25 protein-coding genes and 1 pseudogene are annotated in these 25020 nt (G+C 71.9%); 14 read left to right on the top strand and 12 right to left on the bottom strand.

The features are described from left to right. Positions 1-21: 21 nt before the first annotated feature. The 4 genes from A6035_RS15400 to A6035_RS15385 are packed head-to-tail and all read left to right on the top strand — an operon-like array spanning position 22 to position 5328. Positions 22-831, top strand: coding sequence for an alpha/beta fold hydrolase (locus A6035_RS15400; RefSeq protein WP_108848651.1), 810 nt, complete (start codon positions 22-24; stop codon positions 829-831). Positions 832-845: 14 nt separating this feature from the next. After that, a complete protein-coding gene (locus A6035_RS15395; RefSeq protein WP_167400742.1) occupies positions 846-3155 on the top strand; it encodes an MMPL family transporter in 2310 nt (769 codons plus the stop codon). Continuing rightward, positions 3152-3883: a lipocalin family protein gene (locus A6035_RS15390; RefSeq protein WP_108848650.1), complete on the top strand. Its 732-nt coding sequence runs from the start codon at positions 3152-3154 to the stop codon at positions 3881-3883. The genes A6035_RS15395 and A6035_RS15390 overlap by 4 nt, the downstream gene beginning before the upstream one ends. A 35-nt stretch (positions 3884-3918) precedes the next feature. Further along, positions 3919-5328, top strand: a complete 1410-nt coding sequence (locus tag A6035_RS15385; RefSeq protein WP_108848649.1) for a TIGR01777 family oxidoreductase — start codon at positions 3919-3921, stop codon at positions 5326-5328. A 55-nt stretch (positions 5329-5383) separates the two neighbouring features. Here the strand turns inward: A6035_RS15385 and A6035_RS15380 are convergent, their stop codons facing one another. The 3 genes from A6035_RS15380 to A6035_RS15370 form a co-directional block, all read right to left on the bottom strand. Then, positions 5384-6040, bottom strand: coding sequence for a TetR/AcrR family transcriptional regulator (locus A6035_RS15380; protein ID WP_061228533.1), 657 nt, complete (start codon positions 6038-6040; stop codon positions 5384-5386). 70 nt (positions 6041-6110) lie between these two features. Next, complete coding sequence (locus A6035_RS15375) at positions 6111-7463, bottom strand: SPFH domain-containing protein (protein WP_108848648.1); 1353 nt, start codon at positions 7461-7463, stop codon at positions 6111-6113. A gap of 52 nt (positions 7464-7515) precedes the next feature. Then, complete coding sequence (locus tag A6035_RS15370) at positions 7516-7950, bottom strand: NfeD family protein (RefSeq protein ID WP_108848647.1); 435 nt, start codon at positions 7948-7950, stop codon at positions 7516-7518. Positions 7951-8018: 68 nt separating this feature from the next. On the opposite strand from A6035_RS15370, the gene A6035_RS15365 reads away from it, so the two are divergent. Continuing rightward, positions 8019-8909, top strand: coding sequence for a cation diffusion facilitator family transporter (locus tag A6035_RS15365; RefSeq protein WP_108848646.1), 891 nt, complete (start codon positions 8019-8021; stop codon positions 8907-8909). Between the two features lie 15 nt (positions 8910-8924). Here the strand turns inward: A6035_RS15365 and A6035_RS18870 are convergent, their stop codons facing one another. After that, entirely contained in the window at positions 8925-9248 is a 324-nt protein-coding gene (locus tag A6035_RS18870) for a hypothetical protein (RefSeq protein ID WP_235026670.1), read from the bottom strand. A 338-nt stretch (positions 9249-9586) separates the two neighbouring features. Beyond that, a pseudogene (locus tag A6035_RS18865) lies at positions 9587-9853 on the bottom strand (nitrilase-related carbon-nitrogen hydrolase); the annotation flags it as partial. A gap of 123 nt (positions 9854-9976) precedes the next feature. Here A6035_RS18865 and A6035_RS15355 point away from each other — a divergent pair. The 3 genes from A6035_RS15355 to A6035_RS15345 are packed head-to-tail and all read left to right on the top strand — an operon-like array spanning position 9977 to position 11225. Next, positions 9977-10405: a hypothetical protein gene (locus A6035_RS15355; RefSeq protein ID WP_108848645.1), complete on the top strand. Its 429-nt coding sequence runs from the start codon at positions 9977-9979 to the stop codon at positions 10403-10405. A gap of 55 nt (positions 10406-10460) precedes the next feature. After that, complete coding sequence (locus tag A6035_RS15350; protein WP_108848644.1) at positions 10461-10892, top strand: MmcQ/YjbR family DNA-binding protein; 432 nt, start codon at positions 10461-10463, stop codon at positions 10890-10892. 9 nt (positions 10893-10901) lie between these two features. Next, positions 10902-11225, top strand: coding sequence for a hypothetical protein (locus A6035_RS15345; protein WP_108848643.1), 324 nt, complete (start codon positions 10902-10904; stop codon positions 11223-11225). Positions 11226-11243: 18 nt separating this feature from the next. On the opposite strand, the gene A6035_RS15340 is transcribed toward A6035_RS15345, so the two are convergent. From A6035_RS15340 to A6035_RS15320, 5 genes are read right to left on the bottom strand one after another with little or no spacing between them, the layout of a single operon-like run. Continuing rightward, entirely contained in the window at positions 11244-12128 is an 885-nt protein-coding gene (locus A6035_RS15340; RefSeq protein ID WP_235026668.1) for an alpha/beta fold hydrolase, read from the bottom strand. A gap of 60 nt (positions 12129-12188) precedes the next feature. After that, complete coding sequence (locus A6035_RS15335) at positions 12189-13157, bottom strand: glycine betaine ABC transporter substrate-binding protein (RefSeq protein ID WP_108848641.1); 969 nt, start codon at positions 13155-13157, stop codon at positions 12189-12191. An 11-nt stretch (positions 13158-13168) separates the two neighbouring features. Next, positions 13169-13921, bottom strand: coding sequence for an ABC transporter permease (locus tag A6035_RS15330; protein WP_108848640.1), 753 nt, complete (start codon positions 13919-13921; stop codon positions 13169-13171). Next, positions 13918-15114 carry an ABC transporter ATP-binding protein gene (locus tag A6035_RS15325; protein ID WP_108848639.1) on the bottom strand — a complete coding sequence of 399 codons (1197 nt, stop codon included), beginning with the start codon at positions 15112-15114 and terminating at the stop codon, positions 13918-13920. Before A6035_RS15325 ends, A6035_RS15330 begins: the two co-directional genes overlap by 4 nt. After that, the gene (locus A6035_RS15320; RefSeq protein ID WP_108848638.1) at positions 15111-15755 is read right to left on the bottom strand and encodes an ABC transporter permease; all 645 of its coding nucleotides are present in this window, start codon (positions 15753-15755) and stop codon (positions 15111-15113) included. Before A6035_RS15320 ends, A6035_RS15325 begins: the two co-directional genes overlap by 4 nt. Before the next feature lie 193 nt (positions 15756-15948). Here A6035_RS15320 and A6035_RS15315 point away from each other — a divergent pair, with 193 nt between their 5' ends. After that, entirely contained in the window at positions 15949-16827 is an 879-nt protein-coding gene (locus A6035_RS15315; protein WP_108848637.1) for an inositol monophosphatase family protein, read from the top strand. A 27-nt stretch (positions 16828-16854) separates the two neighbouring features. On the opposite strand, the gene A6035_RS15310 is transcribed toward A6035_RS15315, so the two are convergent. Beyond that, on the bottom strand, positions 16855-17439 hold the full coding sequence (locus A6035_RS15310; RefSeq protein ID WP_235026669.1) for a GNAT family N-acetyltransferase: 585 nt from the start codon (positions 17437-17439) through the stop codon (positions 16855-16857). Positions 17440-17605: 166 nt separating this feature from the next. On the opposite strand from A6035_RS15310, the gene A6035_RS15305 reads away from it, so the two are divergent. From A6035_RS15305 to A6035_RS15295, 3 genes are read left to right on the top strand one after another with little or no spacing between them, the layout of a single operon-like run. Next, positions 17606-19030, top strand: a complete 1425-nt coding sequence (locus A6035_RS15305) for an MFS transporter (RefSeq protein ID WP_108848635.1) — start codon at positions 17606-17608, stop codon at positions 19028-19030. A gap of 33 nt (positions 19031-19063) precedes the next feature. Then, the gene (locus A6035_RS15300; protein WP_108848634.1) at positions 19064-19855 is read left to right on the top strand and encodes an alpha-ketoglutarate-dependent dioxygenase AlkB; all 792 of its coding nucleotides are present in this window, start codon (positions 19064-19066) and stop codon (positions 19853-19855) included. A 9-nt stretch (positions 19856-19864) separates the two neighbouring features. After that, complete coding sequence (locus A6035_RS15295; RefSeq protein WP_108848633.1) at positions 19865-20605, top strand: APA family fibronectin-binding glycoprotein; 741 nt, start codon at positions 19865-19867, stop codon at positions 20603-20605. A 36-nt stretch (positions 20606-20641) separates the two neighbouring features. Here the strand turns inward: A6035_RS15295 and A6035_RS15290 are convergent, their stop codons facing one another. Then, the gene (locus A6035_RS15290; RefSeq protein ID WP_108848632.1) at positions 20642-21415 is read right to left on the bottom strand and encodes a PIG-L deacetylase family protein; all 774 of its coding nucleotides are present in this window, start codon (positions 21413-21415) and stop codon (positions 20642-20644) included. A 103-nt stretch (positions 21416-21518) separates the two neighbouring features. Between A6035_RS15290 and A6035_RS15285 the strand changes: the two genes are divergently transcribed. Together A6035_RS15285 and A6035_RS15280 are read left to right on the top strand one after the other, a co-directional pair. Further along, positions 21519-22676: an acyl-CoA dehydrogenase family protein gene (locus A6035_RS15285; protein ID WP_108849318.1), complete on the top strand. Its 1158-nt coding sequence runs from the start codon at positions 21519-21521 to the stop codon at positions 22674-22676. Between the two features lie 473 nt (positions 22677-23149). Then, the gene (locus A6035_RS15280) at positions 23150-25006 is read left to right on the top strand and encodes an HNH endonuclease (RefSeq protein WP_244192463.1); all 1857 of its coding nucleotides are present in this window, start codon (positions 23150-23152) and stop codon (positions 25004-25006) included. The last annotated feature ends 14 nt before the right edge of the window (positions 25007-25020 follow it).

Raw genomic sequence — 25020 nt, 5'->3', positions numbered from 1 at the left:
CGACCTCAGGAGAGACGCCCGATGCCCACGTTCCGACGCGGCCACACGACGATCGCCTACACCGACACCGGCGCGCCCGCCGGTCGTGAGGACGCCCCCGTGGTGCTGTTCGCCCACGGCCTGCTGTTCTCGGGCTGGATGTTCCACCCCCAGGTCGCCCGCCTGCGGGACCGCTACCGCTGCGTGACGATCGACTTCCGCGGGCAGGGCAACTCGCCGCGCGCCCTCGGCGGGTACGACATGGACACCCTCACGGTGGACGTCGCCGAGCTGCTGCGGCACCTGCAGATCCCGGTGGTCAACTTCGTGGGGCTGTCCATGGGCGGGTTCGTGGGCATCCGGCTGGCCGCCCGCAATCCCGAGACCGTGCACACCCTCACCCTCATGGACACCGCCGCCACCGCCGAGGAACCGGCCAACCGTCGCAAGTACCGGACCCTGTCGGCGGTGTACCGCGTCGCCGGCATCCGGACCGTCCGGTCGCGGGTCGCGCCGATCATGCTCGCCGACGGCAACCTCGACGCGCCCTGGGTCGACGAGTGGATGGCGATGCTCGAGCGCACCGACCGGGCCGGGCTCGTCAAGGCGATCGAGTCGGTCGCCGACCGCGACCCGTGCGAGGACGAGGCCATCCGGATCATCGCGCCCACGCTGGTTGTCGTGGGCGCCGAGGACGCGGCCACGCCGCCGGAGAAGTCCCGCCGACTGGTCGAGCTGATCGCGGACTCGCGCTACTGCGAGATACCCGGGGCCGGGCACTCGCCGACCCTGGAACGCCCCGACGAGGTCACCGGCATCCTCGAGGCGTTCCTCTCCGAATACGACATGTGAAGACAGGGAAATCGATGAGAGCGGAGCGCTCTGCCGTGGAGAAGTCAGGGTCGGCGGGAGGGTGGGTCGGCGCCGTCACCGGCAGAATCTCCGCCTGGGTGATGCTGGTGGCGGTCCTGCTGGTGAGCGGCGCGGTGTTCGCGTTCGCCTCCTCGGAGAGCTCGTCCGAGGCGCCGCAGACCCTGCCCGACGACTCCGAGGCGGCGCTCGTCTCCGAACTCCAGCGGGAGTTCCCCGACTCCGGCTCGGTGCCCGCGGTCCTCGTGGTGACCCGCGAGGACGGCGCCGAGCTCGGCCCCGAGGGCGTCGCCGCCGCGGTCGGCGCCGGTGAGCGCATGTCCGAGGTCGTGGGGACCCCGCCCCAGGGGCCGATCCCGTCCGAGGACGGCGCCGCCGCCCTGATGCTCGTCCCGGTCGACTCGTCGCTCATCTCCGGCGGCGAGGGACGCGAGCTCGTCGAGGAGATGCGGGGCGCCGTCGCCGCGGGGCTCGACGACGGGCTGAGCGCGCAGCTCACCGGCGGACCCGCGTTCGCCGCGGACACGGCCGCCGCGTTCGAGGGTGCCGACTTCCGGCTCCTGGCCGCCACGGCACTGGTCGTCGCGGTGCTACTCATCATCACCTACCGCTCGCCGGTCCTGTGGCTGGTGCCGCTGCTCATCATCGGCGTCGCCGACCGGGTCGCGGCCCTGCTCGTCTCGCTCGTCGGCGAGGCCGCGGGCGTCACCGTCGACGCCTCGACCTCCGGCATCGTCTCCGTCCTCGTCTTCGGCGCCGGCACCAACTACGCCCTGCTGCTGGTCTCCCGCTACCGCGAGGAACTGCGTAGGACACAGGACCGCCGCACCGCGCTCCGCGACGCCTACCGCGGCGCGGTGCCGGCCATCCTCGCCAGCAACATCACGGTCGTCCTCGCCCTGCTCACCCTGCTGCTGGCGACCCTGCCCAACTACCGCTCGCTCGGCCTGTCCGCGGCGGTCGGCCTCCTCGTCGCGCTGGTCTACGCCCTCGTTGCGTTGCCCGCCGCGCTCGCCGTGTGCGGCCGCGGCCTGTTCTGGCCGTTCGTCCCGCGCCCGGACGCCGGGCCCGGCAAGCACGCCCTCGAGCGCGACGGCGACGGCTCCGTCACCGGCGCGATCGCCGAGAAGCTCCCCGGATCCTCCGGCCCGTCCCGCCCGGCGACCCCCGAGGGCTTCGACGAGGAGGTTCCCCCCGGGATCTGGGGCCGCATCGCCGCGCGCGTCGTCAAGCGCCCGGTGACGGTCCTGGTGTCCTGCGTCCTGCTCCTGGCGGTCCTCGCGCTGGGCCTGATCGGCACGCGCGTCGGCCTGAGCCAGACCGAGCAGTTCCGCACCGCGTCCGAGTCCGCCGCCGGTCTGGAGACCGCGGCCGAGCACTTCCCGGCCGGCGTCACCGACCCGGTCACCGTCCTGACCCGCACCGGGACCGAGGCCGGGGTCGCGGAGGCCGCCCAGGGCGTCGAGGGCGTCGTCTCCGCCCGGCCCGCCGGGGAATCCGGAACCGGCTGGAGCCGCGTCACCGTCGTGCTCGACGCCGCCCCCGCCACCGACCGGTCCGAGGACAGCGTGGTCGCGCTGCGCGAGGCGGTCGACACCGTGCCCGGCTCCGAGGCACTCGTCGGCGGGTCCGTCGCCGAGGCCGTCGACACCTCCGAGGGCAACCTTCGCGACCTGAGCCTCATCGCGCCGCTCATCCTGCTCGTGGTGTTCGTCGTCCTCATCCTGGTGCTCAGGTCGCTCATCGCGCCGCTGCTCGTCCTCACCGCCACGGCGTTGTCGTCCGTCGCCGCGCTCGGGCTCGGCACCTTCGTCACCACCCAGGTCCTGGGCTTCCCCGGCCTGGACGTCGCGGTGCCGCTGTACAGCTTCCTGTTCCTCGTGGCTCTCGGTGTGGACTACTCGATCTTCCTCACCATCCGGGCCCGCGAGGAGGCCGGCACCCACGCCACCCGCGAGGCGATGGTCCGCGCCGTCGCCCTCACCGGCGGGGTCATCACCTCGGCCGGCATCGTGCTCGCCTCGGTGTTCGTGGTGCTCGGCGTCCTGCCGCTCATCGTGCTCACACAGGTCGGCGTCATCGTCGCCCTCGGCGTGCTGCTCGACACCTTCATCGTGCGCACCGTGGTCGTCCCGGCCCTGTTCACCCTCGTCGGGGACAAGGTCTGGTGGCCGGGCGACCCGCGTCGCGGGCACCGCCGCGCCGCCGGCGTGGACCGCACCGCCGACGGCACCGGAACCACCGGCGACGACTCGGGCGGCCCCGACTCCGACACCCCCCGCCGCACAGAGGAGATCCGCGCATGAGCATCACCGCCCGCACCCACGTCCCCGCCGACCGCACCCGCCGCTCCGGCTCCCGCCTCCGCGGGCTCGTGACCGCGCTGGCCGTGGCCCCGCTGCTCGCCGCGGGCCTCGGCGCGGCCCCGGCGGCGGGCGCCCAGGACCTCACCGACGGCGGCCGCCTCGGCGGCGGGTCCTCGCAGCTGCTTCCCGACGGCGTGGCCCTCGGATCGCTCGGCGGCCCCGAGCTCACCCAGGTCGAGTCGGTCGACCTCGAGCGCTACGCGGGGGAGTGGTTCCAGGTCGCCGCGATCCCGCAGCCGTACACCCTGCAGTGCACCAACGACACCCGAGCCGAGTACGCGGTCACCGCGCCCGGCACGGTCTCGGTCCGCAACAGCTGCGGCTCGGCGATCAGCTCGGACTCGGTGATCGAGGGCGAGGCGAAGGTCCGCGACACGGCCACGAACGCCTCGCTGCGGGTGAACTTCCCGATGGTCCCGTTCCAGGACGAGGCCGGGCCCGTCAACTATCGGATCACCTACCTGGCGGATGACTACTCGCTGGCGATCGTCGGCGACCCCACCCGCTCGTCGGGCTTCGTCCTCAGCCGCGAGCCCGCCCTCGACGCCGGGCAGTGGGCGACCGTGCGCGACGTCGTCGAGGACCGTGGCTGGTGGTCCTGCGCGTTCCTCACCGTCCCGATGGCCGGCGGGCGGGGCGACGCCGCCCCGCTGTGCCTCCTGCCCTGACGGGCACAGCCGTTCCCGACACGGATGAGTGACCGATGAGCATCAACCTCACCTGCACGATCCCGGCCACCCCCGGCCAGGCGTGGCGCTACTTCGCCTCCCCGGGCGCGTTCCGGCGGCTCTCGCCGCCGTTCATGCCGTTGCGGCCGGTTCAGGAGGCGGCATCCCTGCGGGACGGCCTCGCGGTCCTCGAGCCGCGCACGGCCCTGCCCGGCCCGCTGGGCAGGCGCTTCGGCCCCCGGTGGCACGCCCGGCACGATCCCGCCGGCTACGTCGAGGGGGAGCGCTTCGTCGACCGCTGCGTGTCCCAGCCCTACGCCGCCGCGACCGGCTGGGTCCACACGCACACCGTCACCGCCGCCCCCGACGGCGCCGCGCTCCTCGGCGACCGGGTCGAGGCCCGCGTCCCCGGCGGAGCGCTCGCCCCCGTGTTCGCCTACCGGTACCGGCAGATGGCCGCCGACCTGGCCGCGATCGACCGTAACCGCAGCGCGCCGCTGACCGTCGCGGTGACCGGTGCCTCCGGGCTGGTGGGCACCGCCCTGACCGCGCTGCTCGGCGTGGCCGGCCACCGGGTCATCCGACTGGTGCGCGGACCAGTCGGCGACGGCGAGGGCGACGGCGCGCGGGACGACCGCGGCGGCGGGCCGGAGCGGAGCTGGGATCCGGACGCCCCCGCCCCGGATCTGCTCGACGGCGTGGACGTGCTGGTCCACCTGGCGGGCGCACCCATCGCGGGCCGGTTCACCGATCGTCACGTCGCACGGGTCCGCGACAGCCGCGTCGGCCCCACGCGTCGGCTCGCCGAGCTCGTCGCCGCCCGCGACGGGGCCACCGCCATGGTCTGCGCCTCGGCCATCGGCTACTACGGCCCTGACCGAGGCGACGAGCGGCTGACCGAGGGCTCCGCGCCGGGCACCGGGCCGGTCGCCGACATCGTGGTCGACTGGGAGCGCGACTGCGACCCCGCCCGCGAGGCCGGCGCCCGGGTCGTCTCCGTCCGCACCGGCATCGCCCTGTCCGGGACCGGCGGGATGCTGCCGCCGCTCGCGGCCCTGACGCGCGCGGGCCTGGGCGGCCGTATCGGCTCCGGCCGGCAGTGGATGTCCTGGATCTCGTTGGACGACCTCACCGACATCTACCTGCGGGCGATCGTCGATCCCACGATGTCGGGGGCGGTCAACGGCACGGCCCCCGAGCCGGTGACGAACGCCGAGTTCACCCGCGTCCTGGGCTCGGTCCTGCGTCGCCCCACCTTCGTCCCCGTGCCGGGATGGGCGCCGGCGGTCCTGCTCGGCAGTCGCGGGGCCGATGAACTGGCCCTGGCCGATCAGCGGATCCTGCCACGGAGGCTCACCGACGCCGGGCACCACTTCCGGCATCGCACACTGCGCGCGGCGTTCGAGCACGAACTCGGCGCGGAGGAGGTCCCGGCCGCGCTGTAGCGGCTGCGTGGCGGCTCCCGCCGGAGCGGGCGGTCGGGTCGCCGCGGCCGCGGGGTCAGCGCTGCAGGATCATGGGCACGAGCACGCGGCGTGCCAGCGCCCGGATCTGCTCCTCGGAGTCCACCACGGGCGGGCCGTCCGGCATCACCACGAGCGAGTGCAGGAAGCGACCCACCACGGAGGCGACCTCGAGCGAGAGCTGCTCGGCCTCGTCAGGCTCCATGTGGCGGGTGTGGACGTCGGCGTTCCACGTGCTGCGCACGAACTGCGCGAGCATCTCGATGATCGTCTCGAGCACCGAATCCGACTGACCGGCGAGCATAGCCATGGCCTCGACCTTGTCGCTCTCGATCATCCGACGCAGCAATTCGTTCTGGCGGATGTCGAAGACGGTGCCCACGAGCAGGTCCTCGACGTGCCGGACCGGGTCCCATTCCAGCGATTCGAACGGCGTGTACCGCGCGTTGACGGTCATCATGAGCCGCTGCGCCTCGTGCGCGTAGATCGCCCGCAGGATGTCGTCGCGAGGCCCCAGCCGACGGTAGAGCGTCACCCGCGTGACGCCGGCGGCCCGAGCGATGTCGTCGGTGCTGGTCCCTTTGATCCCGCGTTCGGCGAACACCGCGGACGCCGTCTCGATCAGACGGACGTCCTCGGCGTCCGGTTCCGCCTCCGGCGTCCGGACACCACCGCGGCCACTGTCACGAGTCACGCCCTCATGTTAAGACGAGAGGCCGCGGCGGCTGTCCGTAACGGGCTGTCGGGGGCCCGCCCGGGTTGTGCTATCGCGAAGGCTGATCGCCGCCGTCGACCGGATAGCCGCCCTGCTGGCCCTGGCCCCACCGCTGGTCGGGATCCTGCGAGTGGCTCTGGTCGTAGCCCTGCCCGCCCTGGTCGAAGCCGGGCTGACCGGGCGCGGTGCCCCGAGGGCCGTCGATCGCCTGGGTCTCCTGGCCTGCAGGGGCGTCGGGGGCGGCGCCGCCCTCGGACTCGGGGACCATGTCGAACACGCCCGGCTTGGGCTTCTCCCGCCGGGGTTCCTCGTCCATGACGGAGGTGGCGCCCTTGGCCGCGGCTTCCGCGGCGGCCACGGAGCGGGCGATCTCCGGATCAGTCCGGGTGTCGAACCACTCGTCGGGCGCCGAGGGCAGATCCGCGTCGGTGTCGACGTCCGACGGCTCGTAGCGGAAGACCCCGTCTTCGTCCTTCTTGGCGACGGCCTTGGCGAAGGTCTCCAGGGAGTCGCCGAACTGCGACGGGATCATCCACATGGTGGCCGCGTCGCCCTTGGCCATCTCGGGCAGGTTCTGCACGTACTGGTAGGCCAGCATCTCCGGCGTCGGCTTGGAGGCCTTGACGGCGGCGTTGACCCGCGCGATCGCCGCGGCCTGGCCCTCGGCCACCAGGTAGCGGGCGGCCCGCTCACCCTGCGCGCGCAGCATCCGCGACTGCCGGTCCGCCTCGGCCGCGAGGATCGCCGCCTGCTTGTTGCCCTCGGCGTCGAGGATCGCGGCCTGCTTGGCGCCCTGCGCGGTGGTGATGGCGGCCTCACGCTGCCCCTCGGCGGTGAGGATGGTGGCGCGCTTCTCGCGGTCCGCGCGCATCTGCTTCTCCATCGAGTCCTGGATGGAGGGCGGCGGATCGATCGAGCGCAGCTCGACCCGGGCGACGCGCAGTCCCCAGCGGCCGGTCTCCGAGTCCAGCACGCCACGCAGCTGCTTGTTGATCATGTCGCGGCTGGTGAGCGTCTGCTCCAGCGTGAGGCCGCCCACCACGTTGCGCAGGGTGGTGGTGGCGAGCTGCTCGACGGCGATGATGTAGTTGTTGATCTCGTACACGGCCGACTTGGGGTCGGTGACCTGGAAGTAGACGACCGTGTCGATGCTCAGCGTGAGGTTGTCCTCGGTGATCATCGACTGCGGCGGAAAGGTCACGACCCGCTCACGCAGGTCGACCTTGGCGCGCACACGGTCGATGAACGGGACGATGAGCGTGAGCTGACCACTCACGGTGCGCTGGTAGCGGCCGAGCCGCTCGATGACCGCGGCCTCGGCCTGGGGGATGAGCTTGACCGAGCTCACCACCACCGAGACGATCAGGACGACGATGACGGCCAGGAAGATCAAGCCACCCATGGGTACCTCCGGTTGGGTCGTGCGTATCGGCTGCTGCGGGGAGGCCGCGTACTCATAGGCCGCGCACGACGATCGCCGTGGCCCCCTCGATCTGGTGCACGAGGACCTTGTCCCCGGCCTCGAACGTCTCGCCCTCGATGAGCGGTCGTGCGGTCCAGGTGTCCCCGGCGATCTCGACGAGGCCGCCGGACGACCCGATCGCCTCGACCACCGTGCCGCCGCGTCCGGTGAGCGCCGCGGTGTTGGTGTCGTGCTCGGGCAGTGCGCTGAGCATCCGCCGACGGACGATCGGACGGACGCCGACGACGAGGATGAGCGAGACGAGCGCGAACGCCAGCGCCTGACCCCACACCGGTGCGCCCAGGAAGGCGGCGGCCGAACCCCCGAGGGCGCCACCGGCGAGCATGAGCATGAACAGCTCTCCGCCCGCCGCCTCTCCGGCGGCGAGAAGAACCGCTGCCCCGAGCCAGGCGAATCCCACGTGCATGACACCGACCCTACCGACAACGAGCGGTCGGCAGGTGGACTCTCGGCACGCGACTACGCTCTCGGAACGTGTCGACTCTGAAGAAGTTCGCCTGGCTCTCGGTGGCAACCGCGATCGTCACCATCGTGCTCAAGGTCGGGGCGTGGTGGATCACCGGCTCGGTCGGCCTGCTGTCCGACGCCGCCGAGTCCGTGGTCAACCTGGTGGCGGCGGTGATCGCACTCGGGGCGATCAGCGTCTCGGAGCGACCGGCCGACGACGATCACCAGTACGGGCACTCCAAGGCGGAGTACTTCTCCGCGGGTGTCGAGGGCGCGATGATCTTCGTGGCTGCGGCGTTCATCCTGGTCGTGAGCGTGGAGCGGCTGATCAACCCGGCCCCGCTGGAGGCGCTCGGCGTCGGCCTGGCGATCTCGGTGGTCGCCGCGGTCCTCAACGGGGTCGTCGGTCTCGCGCTCGTGCGGGCGGGCACCCGCCACCGGTCGCCGACTCTGCGGGCGGACGGCAAGCACCTGCTCACCGACGTCATCACCTCCGTCGGCGTGGTGGTGGGTCTCGCGCTGGCGTGGGCGACCGGCTGGCAAGTGCTCGACCCGATCGTGGCGATCGGCGTGGGCCTGAACATTCTGTTCATCGGCTACCGGCTGGTGCACGAGTCGGGTATGGGCCTGATGGACGCGACCCTGCCGGACGAGGACAACAGGATGATCGAGGAGGTGCTCGAGCGGCACCGCGAGCCCGGCCGCGTCGACTTCCACGAGCTGCGGACCCGCGAGTCGGGCAAGTGGCGCTTCGTGGAGTTCCACGCGCTCGTGCCGGGCCAGTGGAGTGTCGAGCGCGGGCACGACCTGGTGGAGACGGTCGAGCAGGAGATTCACGCTGCCCTGCCCAACTCGCACATCACCACGCACCTCGAGCCGATCGAGGACGAGCGGGCGTACAACGACGTGCACCTCTAGAGCGCGTCGCGCGGCCTACCCGCTCGCCGGCTCGTCCGACCCAACCGACTCGTGCGGCTCCGCTGTCCGCAACCCTGCCGCCCGCAGGCCCGCCGCGCGGCCGCGACGCCGGTAGTAGCTCCGGCCCGCCACGTTCTGCCGATGGCAGTAGCCGCGCAGGAGCAGAGGCGACTCGGGAATCCAGAACCGCTCCTCGAGCGGCAGGACGGGCTCGCGGGCCCCGAGGGTGACGTCCGCGTAGACGATGCCGGGGCCCTCCTCGGCCCGCCGGGAGGCGAGCACCGTGCCGGAGGCGTCGACGATCTGGGTGGCGCCGACGTACTCCGTCTCGTACGGCACGGACACGGTCGTCCCCGGAGCGAGGAGGAAATCGGTGCGGAACGATCCGCAGTGCGAGGCCTGCAGGACGGGTGCGCCGAGGCGGCGGGCGAACTCCGCCGGCGCGTCTCCGAGAGGTAGCGGTTGTACTGCGCGAGCGGACCCAGCACGCGGTCGGTGAGCCCGCCCCAGTTCCGCGGGACCGTCCACCAGTGTGTGCCGGTGATGGCGACGCCGACGCGGCCCCGGAGCCTGCGCACGGTCCCGGTGCGGATGAGCTCCCAGCAGCTCGCGACCCCCACGGAACCGTCGGGCTCGACCAGGTGATAGCGGTAGTAGACCTCGTCGTCGTCGGCCACCACCATCGACCCACCTACGGTGAGGCGGTAGCGCGCGGCGAGGCGGCGGAACATGGCCACCGCCACGTTCTCGCGCGGCAGGACGGCGTCGTGCACCTCCGCCCGCATCGGCAGCGGCGACGTGCAGAACTCGGGCACCGCGATCAGGCGCGCGCCCCGCTCGGCGGCCTCGACGATCATCGTCTCCAGCCGGCCGAGCGTGAGGTCGACGCGGCCCGGCACGCCCTCGAGCTGCACGGCCGCGGCGCGCACCACCTGTCCCGACATCGGACCTCCTCCACCGAGCATGAGTTCGGATCGAGCGTGAACGAGCGCGCAGGTCAGCGCCCTGCCCTATGGTCGTCAGCATACAAATCCCGGCGCATTGTCAAGTGCTCTTCGGAAGGACCCATGGAACTCGGCATCGACACCCTGCTCACCCTCCTCGCGGCGGGCCTCATCTTCCTGCTGGCGCTGTGCCTCGGCGTGTGGAAGTACCGCCAGATGGCCACGAGCCCCGGTCACGTCGCGCACCCGTACGTGGACATCGCGCACCGGGCGTCGTTGCTGTACTCGTTCGCGACCCTGCTCATCGCCGTGTTCGTCGAACTGAGCGGCTGGCCGACCTGGGTCAACCTCACCGCCGCCGGCGTGCTGGTGTTCTTCTTCCTCGTGGCGATCGGCAGCTACATCCTCCACGGCTCGCTGAAGGACACGACCAACCAGTTCGAGCGGCCCTCGGTCGCGCTGCACCTCGGCATGGTGGCGCTCATCGTCGGCGAGATCGGAGGGTTCGCGGTGCTGCTCGCGGGGTTCGTCGCGGGACAGTTCGCGGGCTGAGCGCAGTTCGGGGGTTGAGCGCAGTTCGGGGGCCCGCGGTCGTATCCTCGGCCGTGTGGGCCACCCGATCATGTTCGACGCCGCGGATCCGCTGCTGGCGCGGCTGCGGCAGGTGTGCCTCGCGCTGCCCGACGCCGCCGAGAAGATCTCGCACGGACGCCCCAACTGGTACACGACCAAGGTGTTCGCGGTGTACGGCGGCTCGGTCAAGGGCGACCACGCGAACCCGCTCCTGTCCCGGGCGCTGCTGTTCCTGCCGGATCCGGAGGAGCGCGCGGCGCTGGAGCAGGACGAGCGGTTCCACGTCCCGGCGTACTACGGGCCGGCCGGCTGGCTGGCGCTGCCGCTGGATGATGGGCCGGACGGCGGCGACCCCGGGCCTGACTGGGACGAGGTCGCCGAGCTCGTCGAGTCCTCGTACCGGCAGACCGCCGGAACCCGGCGGGTCGCTCGTCTCGACGACGAGCGGGGTCGCGCGCGCGACTAGGCTGGCCGCATGCCGCTGCGCCCCCGCTCCGACGCCGCCTCGCCCCGCCGGCGCTCGTCCGGCGGCAAGCGCTCGTCCGGCGACATGGACCTGGGCACCCGCGCGCTCCTCCTGGGGGTCGGCTCGCTGGTCCTGTCCTGGGTGCCGCTGCTGAACATCATCGCGTTCCTCGCCGGACTCATGGCCGTGGCGTTCGGGCTGCTCGCGCGCTGGCCGACGGGGTGGCTGACGAACGAGGACACGAATCCACGGCGCGGGCTGTGGGGCGTGGTGCTGGGCGCGATCGCGCTGGTCGTGTTCGTGGTGACCGCGGTGCGGTACTCGGCGCTGTAGGGGCCGCCGCGGGCCCGATCAGCGCAGGTTGGAGACGACCCAGCCGATCGCCGTGCGCATCCGGCGGGCGAACTCCCCCGGGTGCGTGGCGCACGCGGCGTGCCCGGCGTGGACCGGGAACACCGCGCTGTGGGGCAGCAGGTCCGACATCTCGTCCTGCACCCACTGCGGGAACGCCAGGTCGCGAGTGGTCTTGACGACGGCCACCGGCAGCGTGAGCTCGTGCAGCCACGACGTGGAGTTGAATCCCGCGACCTGGGCGATGACGTTGCGGTGCGTCGCGAACGACACCGAGGACAACTCGCGCAACGCCCACGCGTGCGGTCGGAGGGCCTCGTCGTCGACCTCCTCCTCCACGACCTCGCCGACCTCCTCCGGCACCGCGTTGAGCAACGGGGCGGAGCGCGTCAGGCCACCGAGTGACATCCTCTCGATCGCGTTGCGCCGCGCGCCGGTGCCGGTCGCGGCCAGCACCAGCCCGCCGAGGCGCGATGGGTCGCGGCGCGCGGCCAGCTGGGACACGATCCCGCCCATCGAGTACCCGCCCAGCACCGGCGCGGGCAGCTCGAGGTGGTCGGCGACCCGGAGCACGTCGTCGGCGAGGGTCTCGAACGTGAACTCGCCGTGGAAGCCGTGGCCGTGCCAGCGCTGATCGAACGTGATGAGTCGGTGCTCGCCGCGGAGCCGCTCGAACGTCTGGTACCAGTTGAGCATCCCCGTGGCCGCCATGCCGTGGAGCAGGATCACCGGCGTGAGGTGCTTCTCGCCCGTGTCGTGGACGCGGGTGGTGACCCCGTCGGCGAGCGAGACGATCCGCCCCGGCGGCAGCAGCGACAGGTCCGGCACCATCCGCGGCACACGCGCGGCCGCCCGCGGCAGCGATCCGATCGGCCTCCTGGTCACGGGCATCCTCCTGGGGTCGTGTGCCGAGTGTGGGGCACGCGGCGGCCGGGTGCATCCGCGTCAGTCCACGGACACCAACCCCTCCTGCTCGAGGAAGTCCCGGGCGACCAGCGCGGGATCCTCTCCGTCGACGTCCACGCGCATGTTCATCTCCACCATCACGTCGTTGGTGAGCAGCTCCACCAGCGGCGCGAGGACGTCCTCGATCTGCGGGTACGCGTCCAGGACCTCGCCGCGGACGACGGTCGCGAGGTTGTAGACGGGGAAGAAGCGCTGATCGTCCTCGAGGACCACGAGGTCGAGGCCTTTGACCCGGCCGTCGGTGGTGTAGACCTCGCCGAAGCGGCACTCCCGGCCGACCGAGGTGGCCTGGTAGATGATCCCGGGCTGCATGATCGGCGTGGGCACCGCCGCCGCGTCGAACCCGTATGCCTCGGCGAGCCCGGGCCAGCCGTCGCGGCGCACCGAGAACTCGGTCTCCATGCACGTGACGGCCGACTGGGGGTCCGTCCGGACGAGTTCGGCGTAGTCGGAGAACGTCCGCACCCCGGTCTCCTCGGCGGTCGCCTGGTTCATGGCGAACGAGTACGTGTTGTCCACGGTCGTGGGCGGCAACCAGCGCAGGTCGTGCTCGGCCAGGTCGGCGTCGCGCACCGCCTCCCACTGCCCCTGCGGATCACGGATCGGCTCGGAGTTGCCCAGGTAGCTCATCCACGCGGTGCCCGTGTACTCCATGCCGATGTCGACCTGCCCGGTCACCAGCGCCTGCCGGAAGCTGTTGGACCCGGCCAACGACGACATGTCGGACACCTCCATGCCGGCCGCGGCGAGGAGGAACTCCACGAGATAGCTGGCGATGACGCCCTCGGTGAAGTCCTTGCCGCCCACCGTGATGCGCACACCCTCGAGCTCGGGGACCGTGCCGGCCGGCCCGGGTGCCACGGGGAGCGGGACCGAACCGCCGTTGTTGAGGCCGCAGCCGGTCGCGAGCAGTACGACGGCCATCAGGGAGGCCAGCAGCCTTCTCATCGCAACCCGTGTCATCGCAGCCCCTTCGGGTTGAACAGGAGCTCGCCGACCCCGCCGAGCCAGTCGACGAACAGTGCCAGGCACACCGCGAGCACCGAGCCGACGGCCAGCGTCGTGTAGTCCTGCAGGCGGTACCCGGTGTCGATGAAGATGCCCAGCCCCCCTGCGTCCACCAGGAAGCTCAGCGTGGCCGTGCCCACCGCCAACACGAGCGTGGTGCGCAGCCCGGCGAGGATGAACGGCACCGCCAGCGGCAACTCAACCGTCCGCAGGACGCGGGCGCTCGACATCCCCTGACCGCGGGCGGCGTCGATGAGCGCCGGGTCGACGTTGCGGATCCCCACGATCGTGTTCCGCAGCACCGGCAGCAGCGAGTAGACCGCCACCGGTAGCACCCCGATCCAGAAGCCCGTCCGGTTGGTCGCCAGGAACAGCAGCACGATCAGCCCGATCGCCGGCGCCGCCTGCCCGATGTTGGCGAACCCCACGGCCATAGGCGCGAGGAACCGCGTCCGCCGGCGGGTGAGCAGGATCCCCAGGGGGACGCCCACCGCCACGGCGATCGCGACCACCGTCACTGTGATCTGCACGTGCTCGAGCGTCCGCTGGGTGAGGGACGCCGCGTTGAGCGAGGCCCGCTGCGTCTCGTCGAGGTCACTCGTGAACGCCCACCACAGCACCCCGACCGCCGCGGCCACGATGACGAGCGGCTGCACCAGCAACCTCGCCGATCCGCCGCGGGCCACGGCAGCGGGGGCGCTCACGCCGGTCCGTTCTGGCCGGAGATCCGGTCCGCGTCGTTGTGTCGGTGGTTGATGCGCCGCAGCTCGGCCACCAGGTCGTCGATGCCGATGGTGCCGCGGTACACCCCCTCTCGGTCCACGACCACCGTGGTGGCGCTCGCCGTGGACAGCAGCCCGTCGAGCGCCTCCTGCAGGGACGAGTCCACCGTCACGGACCCGACCACAGGCAGTCCGCCCGACCGCAGATCGGGCATCCGGGCCACCGTGTCGCCGCGCACCCACCGCAGGGGCTGTCCCGCCTCGTCGAGCACGACCGCCCACTCCTCGCCGGTCCCGCGCAACCGGGTGGCGAACTCGGCCGGGTCGTCCGAGGCCCTCGCCGTCGTCGCCTCCCCCAGGTCCACGTCACCCACGCGCCGGAGGGTGAGGGTCTTGAGCGCGGCGTCGTCACCGATGAACCCGCTCACCGTGTCGTCCGCCGGGTTGGTGAGGATGGCCTCCGGGGTGTCGAACTGCAGCACCGACGACCCGGGGCCGAGCACCGCGATCTTGTCGCCGAGCCGGACCGCCTCGTTGAAGTCGTGGGTGACGAACACGATGGTCTTGCGCAGGTCGTCCTGGAGCCGCAGCAACTCGTCCTGCAGCGAGGACCGCGTGATGGGATCGACCGCGCCGAACGGCTCGTCCATGAGCAGCACCGGCGGATCCGCGGCGAGCGCCCGGGCGACGCCGACGCGCTGCTGCTGCCCGCCCGACAACTGCGCGGGGTAGCGGTCGCGGTAGTCCGACGGGTCCAGTCCCACCAGCTCGAGCATCTCGTCCACCCGCGCCCGGATCCGCGGCTTCTTCCACTTGAGCAGGCGCGGAACCGTGCCGACGTTCTGCGCGACCGTCATGTGCGGGAACAGCCCCGAGGCCTGGATGGCGTAGCCGATGGACCGTCGAAGGGTGTCGGCGTCGAGGCCGCGGTTGTCCTGACCGTCGATCGTGATGGTGCCCGAGGACGGCTCGATGAGACGGTTGATCATCCGCATGGTGGTGGTCTTGCCGCAGCCCGAGGGCCCGACGAACACAGTGGTCCGGCCGGCGGGCAGCTCGAGCGAGACGCGGTCCACGGCCGGCCGCTCCTGGCCCGGGTAGATCTTGGTGACGTCGTCCAGGACGATCGGCACGCCCGACACGGACTCGGTACTGGTCGTCTCGGTACTGGTCACTGGTTCCCCCTGATGGTCAGGCGTCCGAGCAGGACGAGGAGCGCGTCGAGGACGAGCGCGAGGACGACGATGAGCACGGTCGCGGTCAGCGCCATCGGTAGCGCGGTGGGCGTGCCGACCCGGGACAGCGCGGCGAAGATGAGGTTGCCCAGCCCGGGGCCCTTGACGTACGCGGCGATCGCGAGGATGCCCATCGACATCTGAGTGGAAATGCGGATCCCGGCGAGGATCGACGGCCAGGCCAGCGGCAACTCGACGCGGGCGAGTACCCCGATCCGGCTCATCCCCACCCCGCGCGCGGCGTCGACAGTCGCGGCGGGCACGGCGTCCAGGCCGACGATCGTGTTGCGCAGGATCGGCAGCACGGCGTAGATGACCAGCGCTGTCATGGTGGGCAGCACGCCCAGTCCCAGCACCGGGATGAGCAGGCCGAGCAGCGCGAACGACGGCACCGTGAGCGCCGTGGCGGCCAGGCCGGTGGCGACCGCCGATCCGGACCGGCTGCGGTAGACGGCCACGCCGATCGCCACCGACAGCAGGGTCGCCAGCAGCACCGCCTGCATCGTGGCGCTGACGTGCTGCCACGAGTCCGTGGCCAGCTGGAGGCGGCGCGTGGAGAGGAAGTCCATCAGGGCGGTCATCGCATCTCGGCTCCGTCGGGTCGGCGCTGTCGGGTCGGCGCTGTCGGGTGGGTGCTGTCGGGTGGGTGCTGTCGGATCGGCGCGGTACGAGTGCGCCCACGCTATCCGGATGAGCAACTGTAGAGGGCGGACTCTGGATATCCGGCCCCGGGATCGGCTGTGGCGGCGCGGTGTGGTCGTGCACCATGGGGACATGACGCGACGGCCCACCCGCCCCCTGGATCCCGACCTGACGGAGCACCTCGACGAGCTCCTCGCCGCGAGCGGCCGCATCGCCCGCCGACACTTCTACGGCGACCTCGCGGCGCTGGCCGCCACGGACAAGGGCGCCGCGGACAGGGGCGCCGTGGACTCGAACGGTGCGGCCGTCCGCGGCAACGGGCACCGATACGACCCCGTCACCGAGGCCGACCGCGCGATCGAGGAGCTCCTGCGCGCGGGGATCTCGTCGATGTCCCCGGGCGACCGGGTGGTGGGGGAGGAGAACGGCGTCACCGGTCCCGCCGACGCTGCCCGCACGTGGTATCTGGATCCCATCGACGGGACCAAGGCGTTCCTCACCGGGATGGCGGGATGGGGGACCCTGGTCGGCGTGGTGGAGGACGGTCGCGCCGTCGCGGGGTGGATGGACCAGCCGGTGTTGGGCGAGACGTTCTCCGCTCTGCACGGGCGCGCCACCGTGCGGCGCCGCGCCGACGGTCCGGAGGCCATCGACCTGCGTGTATCGGGCTGCACGGAGCTGTCCGAGGCGATCATGTACACCACGCACCCGTCGATGTTCGGGGACGACGGCGAAGTGCGCGATCGCTACGACGACCTCGGCCGCCGGGTCCGCCTCCAGCGCTTCGGCGGGGACTGCTACGCCTACTGCATGCTCGCCGCGGGGCGCGTCGATCTGGTCGTGGAGGCCGACCTGAAGTCCTACGACATCGTGGCGCTGATACCGATCATCGAGGCCGCGGGCGGCGTGATCACCGGCCCGGACGGTCGGCAGCCGCTCGAGGGCGGGACCGTGGTGGCGGCGGCGACCCCGGAACTGGCCGAGCAGGCCTGGGCGGTGCTGCGGCCGTAGCGCGCCTGACGCCGGGCCTGGCACGACTCAGGCGAGGTCGGTCCGCATCCTCCACACCGGCGGCGCTCCCGGTGCCTTCGACCGGGCTGTGATGGTGAAGCCGAGCCGCTCGTAGAGCCGCACGTTGAGGGGGTCGGAGGTCTCCAGTGCCATCGAGCGCGCGCCCCGGCGGACGGCCTCGACGATCGCGAACCGCGTCAGGGCACTGCCGAGCCCGCGTCCCCGGGCGGTCGGGAGCACGCCGAGCGTCTCGAGTCTCCAGTCCGCCTCGGGATCGCCGCCGCTCGTGAGTCGATCGATGCGGTCGCCGTGCAGGGCGACGATCCGCGCCACGGCCTCGGGTGCGGGGCCGGGGGTCCGAGGCGGCAGGACCGCGATCACGCCGTCGACGGCTCCCCCCTGCGCGGGGTCGTCGCGCACCGCGACGAGGCCGTGCCGAACCGCGTGGTGCAGGTACAGCTTCTGGAGCGCGCGCAATCTGTCCTGGTAACCCTCTGCTGGGATGACGTATCGCGTCCACGGGTAGTCGGCGAACGCGGAGGCGAGGGTGTCGGCCGCCGGGCCCACGTCCGCGACGTCGGCGAGACGGGGCGACGAGGGGGGAGAACTCACGCGGGCGACGGTACCCGGATCGGATGCGACACCCGTCACAGGGCGATAAAACCGAGTGATGGAGCGACGATCCCGGGGTGAGGCGTCCCCCGACACCGGGTCAGGGTCGGGCACACGCAGGCGTAAGCGGCGGCTCGGGACCATCAAGACGGCCGTGCCCGCCCGGATGGATCGCCTGCCGTGGGCGGGGATCCACTGGAAGATCATCGTCGGCCTCGGGACCGTGTGGATCCTCGACGGCCTCGAGGTCACCCTCATCGGCTCACTGGCCGCGCGCCTGGTGGAGCCGGGCAGCGGGCTGCCGATCACGGAGGGCCAGATCGGTCTCGCGGCGTCGATCTACATCCTCGGCGCCTGCCTGGGTGCGCTGTTCTTCGGCCGGCTCACCGACAAGTGGGGCCGCAAGAAGCTCTTCATGCTCACGCTGGTGGTGTACTGCGTCGCCACGTTCGCCACGGCCTTCGCGGTGGAGCCGTGGATGTTCTTCGTCTGCAGATTCTTCACGGGCGCCGGCATCGGCGGTGAGTACGCGGCGATCAACTCCGCGGTCGACGAGCTGATCCCCGCCCACTACCGCGGCCGCGTGGACATCCTCATCAACGGCACCTACTGGCTGGGCGCGACGTTCGGGTCGTTCTACTCGCTGTTCTTCCTCAACACGGCGATGTTCGCCGAGAACCTGGGCTGGCGGTTCGCGCTCGGCGTGGGCGCGCTGCTGGGCGTGGTGATCATCTTCGTCCGCCGGCACGTCCCGGAGAGTCCGAGGTGGCTGTTCATCCACGGTCGCGAGGACGAGGCCGAGGAGATCGTCGAGAGGATCGAGAAGCAGATCCGGAAGGAGACGGACGAGCCGCTGGAGAAGGTCGGCCGTGACGAGCGGATCACCATCCACCAGCGGGCCTCGATCCCGTTCAGCGAGATCGCGAAGACCGCTTTCGGTAAGTACCCCAGGCGGGCGATCCTGTGCCTGGCACTGTTCATCGGTCAGGCGTTCCTCTACAACGGCATCACCTTCAACCTCGGCACGCTGTACCAGAACTACTACGGCATCGACGCGGGCTCGGCGCCGCTGCTGATGGCCCTGTTCGCGATCGTCAACTTCCTCGGCGCGCTCATCCTGGGTCCGCTGTTCGACAAGGTCGGCCGCAAGAAGATGATCGCCAGCACATACCTCGGGTCGGCGCTGGTGACGGTTCCGCTGTACTTCGTCTTCCTCAATGAGACGGGCGGCCTGTGGGGCTTCGTCGTGCTGCTGTCGCTGACGTTCTTCATCGCCACGGCGGGTGCGTCGGCCGCCTACCTCACCGTCAGCGAGATCTTCCCCATGGAGACCCGCGCGCTGGCGATCGCCTTCTTCTACGCGATCGGCACGGGCGTCGGCGGCATCATCGGCCCGCTGCTGTTCGGTAACTTCATCGAGAGCGGCGACCGCGGGCTGGTCGGCCTGGGCTTCCTGCTCGCGGCGGGGATCATGGCGGTCGGCGGCATCGCCGAGATCTTCCTCGGCGTCGACGCGGAGGGGAAGTCCCTCGAGGACATCGCCGCGCCGATCACCGCGCAGCAACCGGGGGAGGAGAACGCGACCACGTGACCGAGCTGTTCTGCCATGACTGGCCTCTCTTCCATGACTGAGCCACTGTTCGGCGTCGACCGCGCACCGTCGAGCCTGGGCCCGGGCGCGGTGCACGTGCCGGACTGGATGAGCCGCGAACAGCAGGAGTACCTCCTCCGGGCGTGCGCGGACTGGGCGGCCGTGGCGGCGCCCCGATCGATCGTCCTGCCCGGCGGCGGGCGGATGTCGGTGCGGACGTTCAGCCTCGGCCGACACTGGATCCCGTATAGATACGACGACGACGAGGACACCCCGCCCATCCCGGAGTGGCTCGTGCGGGCCGCGCGAACTGCGCTGACCGCGGCCGCGGCGATCGATCCGCGCGCTGCGGTCCTCGACGGCCGCGATCACGAGCCCCTCCCTGCCGAACCCCAGCCTGCCGGGCCCGGCGCCCGTGAACCAGGCCCGGGCCCCGCCTACACCCCGGACGCCGCCCTGGTGAACCTCTACGGGCGTGGCGCGACGATGGGCCTGCACCAGGACCGCGACGAGGCGAGCCTGGCGCCCGTCGTGTCGTTCAGTCTCGGCGACGCGTGCACCTTCCGCTTCGGCACCCCCGAGCACCGCGGCCGGCCGTACACGGACGTCCGCCTGGAGTCGGGCGATCTGGTGGTGTTCGGCGGGCCGTCGCGGATGGCTTTCCACGGCGTGCCCAAGGTCTTCGACTCCACGGCGCCGTCGTGGTGCCGCGAGGTGCTGGGCGCCGAGCCGGGGCGGGTCAACATCACGCTCCGGATGACCCGGATGACCCGGATGACCCGGCCGCCGGCACGACCCGACCACCTGCCTTACCCGACGCCCTAGGCTGGGCGAATGACCTCAGACCGCGGCGCATCGCAGAACCCGTCGACCGGCCGTGGCCGGACCATCCTCGTGGTGGCGCTCGTCGCCGTCCTGGCGGTGGTCGCGGCGGTCGCCACGGTGCTCGCCTCGTCGGCGACGTACGCGCCGGCCGAGCGCACGCTGTCGCCGAAGGTCCAGGTGGCGGCCGGCTCCGATCACGTCGACCCCTTCGCCGGACTGGTCCTCCGCGTCCCCGAGGGGTGGCGGGCGGAGTCGGGCGAGCTCATCTTCGGCACCACCGCGATGAGCCCGGCGCCGAGCCCGGAGTCGGGAGCCCCCGCGGCCGGGCGTCCGGACGGCGTCGTGCTGGCGGGCGCGCTCACCGAGGACCTGTTCGACCCTCGCGAGCCGGATAACAGGTTGGCGGCGTTCACGCTGGCCAATGGGATGGGCCCTGTCCTGCTCCCCGTGCCGGGACAGCCGGTCGAGGAACGGATCGAACCGCTCTCCACCCGCGTCGGCGACGGCTGGTCCGTGTCGTTCCGCGTTCTCCCCGCGGTCCGGCAGGACGTCATCGGCCCGGAGGGCGCGCTCGTGTACTCGGCTGTCGTCGGGGAGGGCGCCCAGCGCTACTGGCTCACCTACGTCGGCCGCCCGGGCGACGGCGCCATGACCTCGCCCACCGCGGAATGGGCGGACGAGATCGTCGAGCGTCTGCGGCCCTCCGAGGCCGCGTACGCGCCTCTCGGGCAACCGGGCGCGCCGGCCTGAGTGCCGCGCGTCAGGGACGCACCCGAGTACCGCGCGTCAGGGACGCATCCGGCGGAAACCCACCACCGGGTTCCCGCCGGCGACGCCCTCGATCGGCGCGCACACCGCCTCGACCTGCTGACGGGCCTGCTCCCGCACGGGCGTGGCCGGGTCGAGGACCGACAGGTACTCGGAGTGCTGGGCGAGCGCGTCCACGGCCGGCTCGACGAACCCCGTCACCTCCACGAAGTGCGTGGGCTCGGTGGCCGACTCGAACCACATCTGCGGCCGCCCCTCCGCCGCGTCCACGCCGACCGCGGCCACGAGATCGTCGTACGCGGCCCCCACGGCCGCGCCGAACTCCATGTGGTCGCTCTGATTGGGCGCGCCGGGGGCCCACTCGGGACCGGAGTACAGCGAGACCACGACATCCGGGCGATGCCGCCGGATCGCGTCGGCCACCGCGTCGCGCAGCGCCGCGTTGTTCACGATGCGACTGTCCGGGAAGCCCAGGAACTCCACCTCGTCCACACCGACGATCGCCGAGGACCGCCGCTGCTCCTCTTCGCGGACCGGGCCGGCGAGCGCCGGCGACATGCCCTCGATACCGGCCTCACCGCTCGAGGCCAGGACGTAGACGACGCTCCGTCCCTCGGCCGTCCACCGCGCCACGGCGGCGGACATCCCGTACTCGGGATCGTCGGGGTGGGCGACGAGGACCAGGCAGCGGGTCCAGTCGGTGGGGAACGGCTCCGGGAGCGCCGACGGCCCGCCTGCGCCCGTCGCCTCGCTCGAGTCCGTCTTCTCCGGCTGGTCGGGGGATTCGCTCATGGCACGAGTATGACCCGCCGGGTGCGCGCACGCCCGCCGTCGCGGGAACGGGCCCCGTAATCTGGTGGCGCACCTCGTCGTCGTCACCCTTACGGAGGCCCCCGTGTCCGCGCTCTTCCCCGACTACCGCCCCGCCTGGGAGACCGACGACCACCGGCTGCTGCGCGAGCACGCCCGCGCGTTCTTCGCCAAGGAGATGACCCCCAACCAGGAGAAGTGGGCCGCGCAGAAGCACGTCGACCGCGAGACCTGGCTGCGCACCGGCGAAGCCGGCCTCATCTGCCTGGACGTCCCCGAGGAGTACGGCGGCCAGGGCGGCGACCCCGGCATGGAGTACCTCGTCACCGAGGAGCTCGTCTACTCCGGCGACACGGCCTTCGGCATGGGAGTGGGCTCCACCATCACCCCGCACTACGTCGCCAACTACGCCACCGAGGAGCAGAAGCGCGCCTGGTTGCCCAAGATGTGCTCGGGCGAGTGGATCTCCGCGATCGCCATGACCGAGCCCGGCGCCGGCTCCGACCTCAAGGGCGTCCGCACCACCGCCCGGCGCGACGGCGACCACTACGTCATCAACGGCTCCAAGACCTTCATCTCCAACGGTGGCTCCGCCGACTTCGTCGTGGTGGCGGCCAAAACCGACCTCGACGCCGGGCACAAGGGCATGGCCCTGTTCGCCGTGGAGGCCGACACCCCGGGCTTCGAGCGGGGTCGCGTCCTGGAGAAGATGGGTCGCCACGGCGCCGACACCGCCGAACTGTTCTTCAACGACATGCGCGTTCCCGCCGCCAACCTCCTCGGCGGAGAGGAGGGCCAGGGCTTCTACCAGCTCATGAACCAGCTCCCGCGCGAGCGCCTGGCCATCGCCGTGGACGCCCTGGCGATGGCCGAGGCCGCCGTCGTGGAGACCATCGCGTACACCAAGGAGCGGCAGGCGTTCGGCCAGCCGGTGCTGGACTTCCAGAACACCCGCTTCGAGCTGGCGCACTGCAAGACCCAGGTCATGGCCACCCGCACGTTCGTCGACTACTGCATCCAGCGCGAGATCGCCGGTGAGCTCGACGCCGTGACCGCCTCCATGGCCAAGATGCAGGCCACCGACATGCTCGACGACGTCGTGGACCGCTGCCTCCAGCTGTTCGGCGGCTACGGCTACATGATGGAGTACCCCATCACCCAGAAGTTCGCCGCCGCCCGCGTCATGCGGATCTACGGCGGTACGAACGAGATCATGAAGGAGGTCATCGGCCGGGCGCTGTAGCCCGCCTGCTGGGGGCGGGGGGCTGCGCGGCGCTGCGCGGGGCTGCGCGGGGCTGACTGCCCGAGGTTGGCGCGGCGCTGGGCACGGGGTCGGCGCGGTGCCGAGGCCGGTGTCGGCGGGGCGTTGACTGTCCGGACGCGGCGCGGCGGCACGGCCGCCGTCGGTGACCGGCGCCCTTCGTTTCGCTTGACCCATCGCGCGCACCTCAGGGTGCGCGCGATTCCGCGTTTACTGGGCGCTCGAAGCTTTCAGGTCGGACGCCGATGCTGCGGGCGCGAGCGGGGCGGCGGCTGCGGCGCGCCGCGCGCGGTCTCACGCTGCGGACGCGGATCGTTTGGTGGAATGCGTCGTCGCGGAACTCGCCGGTCGACTTGCAGGAAGCCCTTGTGGTGTCGAACACGTGGACGTAGAATAGAACACGTATTCGAGACAGGCTGCGGCGCGGCCGCACAGTCGACCACGGGGGGTGGGGCATGGACGGCGACACCGGGCGCACGACCGGCGGCCCCGCCGGCTCGTCCGGCCCTGCGGCGTTGACGGGGTTGACGGCGGCGGCGCGGAAGGGGTGGGCGGCGGAGAACCGCGCGGCCGCGCAGCGTCTGGTCGCCTGCTACGCGCTGTTGCAGGAATGCTGGCGCGAGTACGGGCACGGTATCGACGGCAGCCACGAGGCCCGCCCCGGCCACGCTGTTGTTGATGGCCTTGTCGCCGCGGCCGGGTATGTGGTGGCAGCGATGTCCATCTCCGCTAGGCGCGCGGAGAAGATGCTGTCCTTCTCGTGGGAGCTGCACACCCGCTACCCGGCGATCCTGGAGGCGATGGCCGCCGGCCTGATGGAACAACGCGTCGCCGAACTGCTCGCCCGGCAGATGGCCACCGTCCGCGGCGATGTTCTTGAGCAGATCCAGCGCCAGGTCGTCGAGGACTACTTGAACGGTGTCGCCGCCGGTATCCGTCTGGGCGACAAGGCCCTGCGCGATGAGATCGATGCCGTCATCGGCCGCCACGACCCCGACGCCATCCGCCTACGCAAAGAAGACGCCAGCCGCACCCGCGGCGTGCGCATCGGCAAAGGCGTCGACGGCATGTCCAGCGTCTCCGCGTTGTTGGCGACCGAGGAGGCCGCCGTGCTGGCCGAGGCCCTGGATCAGCGGGTCGCCGAACACGACGCCGCCGACGCAGTCGCCGACGCCGACGCAGCCGCCGCCCAGGCCGCGGCGCGGGACGCCGACCCCGACACCGACCCGGACGCCCCGGCCGAACCTGAGCCGCACTACTCGAAGGCCGAACGCCGCGCCGACGCCCTGATATCCCTGATCTGCGGCGACACCCCCACCCACCCAGGCACCGACACCGATGACGCCGACGGCGGTCCCGCGGGCGCGCCGAGTCGCCCGGGCGGCCCGAGCGCCCCCACCGGCGGCAGCGGCAATGGCGGCGGGCAGGGGCTGGCGCCGGTGTTGCGGCCGAAGGTCACCGTCATCGCCACCGGCGACAACGGCCGCGACGAACACGGCGCGCGAGTGGAGTTCGCCCGCACCGGCGAGGCCGCCCTGCAGACCCTGCTGGAGATGCTCGCCACCTCAGATGGCGCCTCGTTCGAGCAGGTCGACCCCCGCATCGGCGCCGCCGACGACACCAGCGCGGCCCTGAAATACCGGCCCGGTCCCGAGTTGGCGCGCCGGGTCCGGCTCCGCGACGGCACCTGCCGCCACCCCGGATGCGCGGTCCCTGCCGACGACTGCGATCTGGATCATGTGGTGCCGTTCAACCACGCCGACCCCGCCAGCGGCGGCCACACGGTCGAGGCGAATCTGGTGAGCCAGTGCCGGCGCCATCACCGGTTCAAAACGTTCTCCGACTGGACCTACCAACTCCAACCCGACGGCACCCTGATCGTGACCACCCCCGACGGCACCACCATGCTCACCCGACCCGACGGCCCCCTTGCCCAGTACCGGCGCGAGCACCAACGCGACGAAGCCGATGCCTGGGCGCGTCAACAACGCCGCAACCCCGCCCCCGTCTTCGGCGCCGGGATCCTGGACGAGGCGACCTACTTCGCCCGTCGCGCCCAGCGGCTGGCCCGCGAACGCGCCCGCGCCACGGCCCGCAACACCACCGACGCCGGCACCACACCAATCGAGCCGACCGCCGACACCACCCCAGGCCCGGACTCGATCTCTGCCCCGCGCGAACGGATGACCCCCGCCGCGGCCAGCCGCTGGTGGCAACGCAACAAACCCACCGACAGCGCCCTGGAAAAAGCCATCCTCCACGCCCTCCACGACCACCTCGACGAACTCCTCCAACCACCACCACCCTTCTGACCAAGTGGTAGCGG

This window comes from Dietzia lutea (assembly GCF_003096075.1).
GTDB lineage: Bacteria > Actinomycetota > Actinomycetes > Mycobacteriales > Mycobacteriaceae > Dietzia > Dietzia lutea.
The sequence above is the reverse complement of the archived record's forward strand: the minus strand, read 5'-3'. Positions and strand labels throughout refer to the sequence as shown.

Coding starts and splice junctions, on each gene's coding strand:
- A6035_RS15400 (WP_108848651.1), top strand. CDS start 22: ATGCCCACGTTCCGACGCGGCCACACGACGATCGCCTACACCGACACC.
- A6035_RS15395 (WP_167400742.1), top strand. CDS start 846: ATGAGAGCGGAGCGCTCTGCCGTGGAGAAGTCAGGGTCGGCGGGAGGG.
- A6035_RS15390 (WP_108848650.1), top strand. CDS start 3,152: ATGAGCATCACCGCCCGCACCCACGTCCCCGCCGACCGCACCCGCCGC.
- A6035_RS15385 (WP_108848649.1), top strand. CDS start 3,919: ATGAGCATCAACCTCACCTGCACGATCCCGGCCACCCCCGGCCAGGCG.
- A6035_RS15375 (WP_108848648.1), bottom strand. CDS start 7,463: ATGGGTGGCTTGATCTTCCTGGCCGTCATCGTCGTCCTGATCGTCTCG.
- A6035_RS15370 (WP_108848647.1), bottom strand. CDS start 7,950: ATGCACGTGGGATTCGCCTGGCTCGGGGCAGCGGTTCTTCTCGCCGCC.
- A6035_RS15355 (WP_108848645.1), top strand. CDS start 9,977: ATGGAACTCGGCATCGACACCCTGCTCACCCTCCTCGCGGCGGGCCTC.
- A6035_RS15345 (WP_108848643.1), top strand. CDS start 10,902: ATGCCGCTGCGCCCCCGCTCCGACGCCGCCTCGCCCCGCCGGCGCTCG.
- A6035_RS15335 (WP_108848641.1), bottom strand. CDS start 13,157: ATGAGAAGGCTGCTGGCCTCCCTGATGGCCGTCGTACTGCTCGCGACC.
- A6035_RS15320 (WP_108848638.1), bottom strand. CDS start 15,755: ATGACCGCCCTGATGGACTTCCTCTCCACGCGCCGCCTCCAGCTGGCC.
- A6035_RS15315 (WP_108848637.1), top strand. CDS start 15,949: ATGACGCGACGGCCCACCCGCCCCCTGGATCCCGACCTGACGGAGCAC.
- A6035_RS15305 (WP_108848635.1), top strand. CDS start 17,606: ATGGATCGCCTGCCGTGGGCGGGGATCCACTGGAAGATCATCGTCGGC.
- A6035_RS15300 (WP_108848634.1), top strand. CDS start 19,064: ATGACTGAGCCACTGTTCGGCGTCGACCGCGCACCGTCGAGCCTGGGC.
- A6035_RS15295 (WP_108848633.1), top strand. CDS start 19,865: ATGACCTCAGACCGCGGCGCATCGCAGAACCCGTCGACCGGCCGTGGC.
- A6035_RS15290 (WP_108848632.1), bottom strand. CDS start 21,415: ATGAGCGAATCCCCCGACCAGCCGGAGAAGACGGACTCGAGCGAGGCG.
- A6035_RS15280 (WP_244192463.1), top strand. CDS start 23,150: ATGGACGGCGACACCGGGCGCACGACCGGCGGCCCCGCCGGCTCGTCC.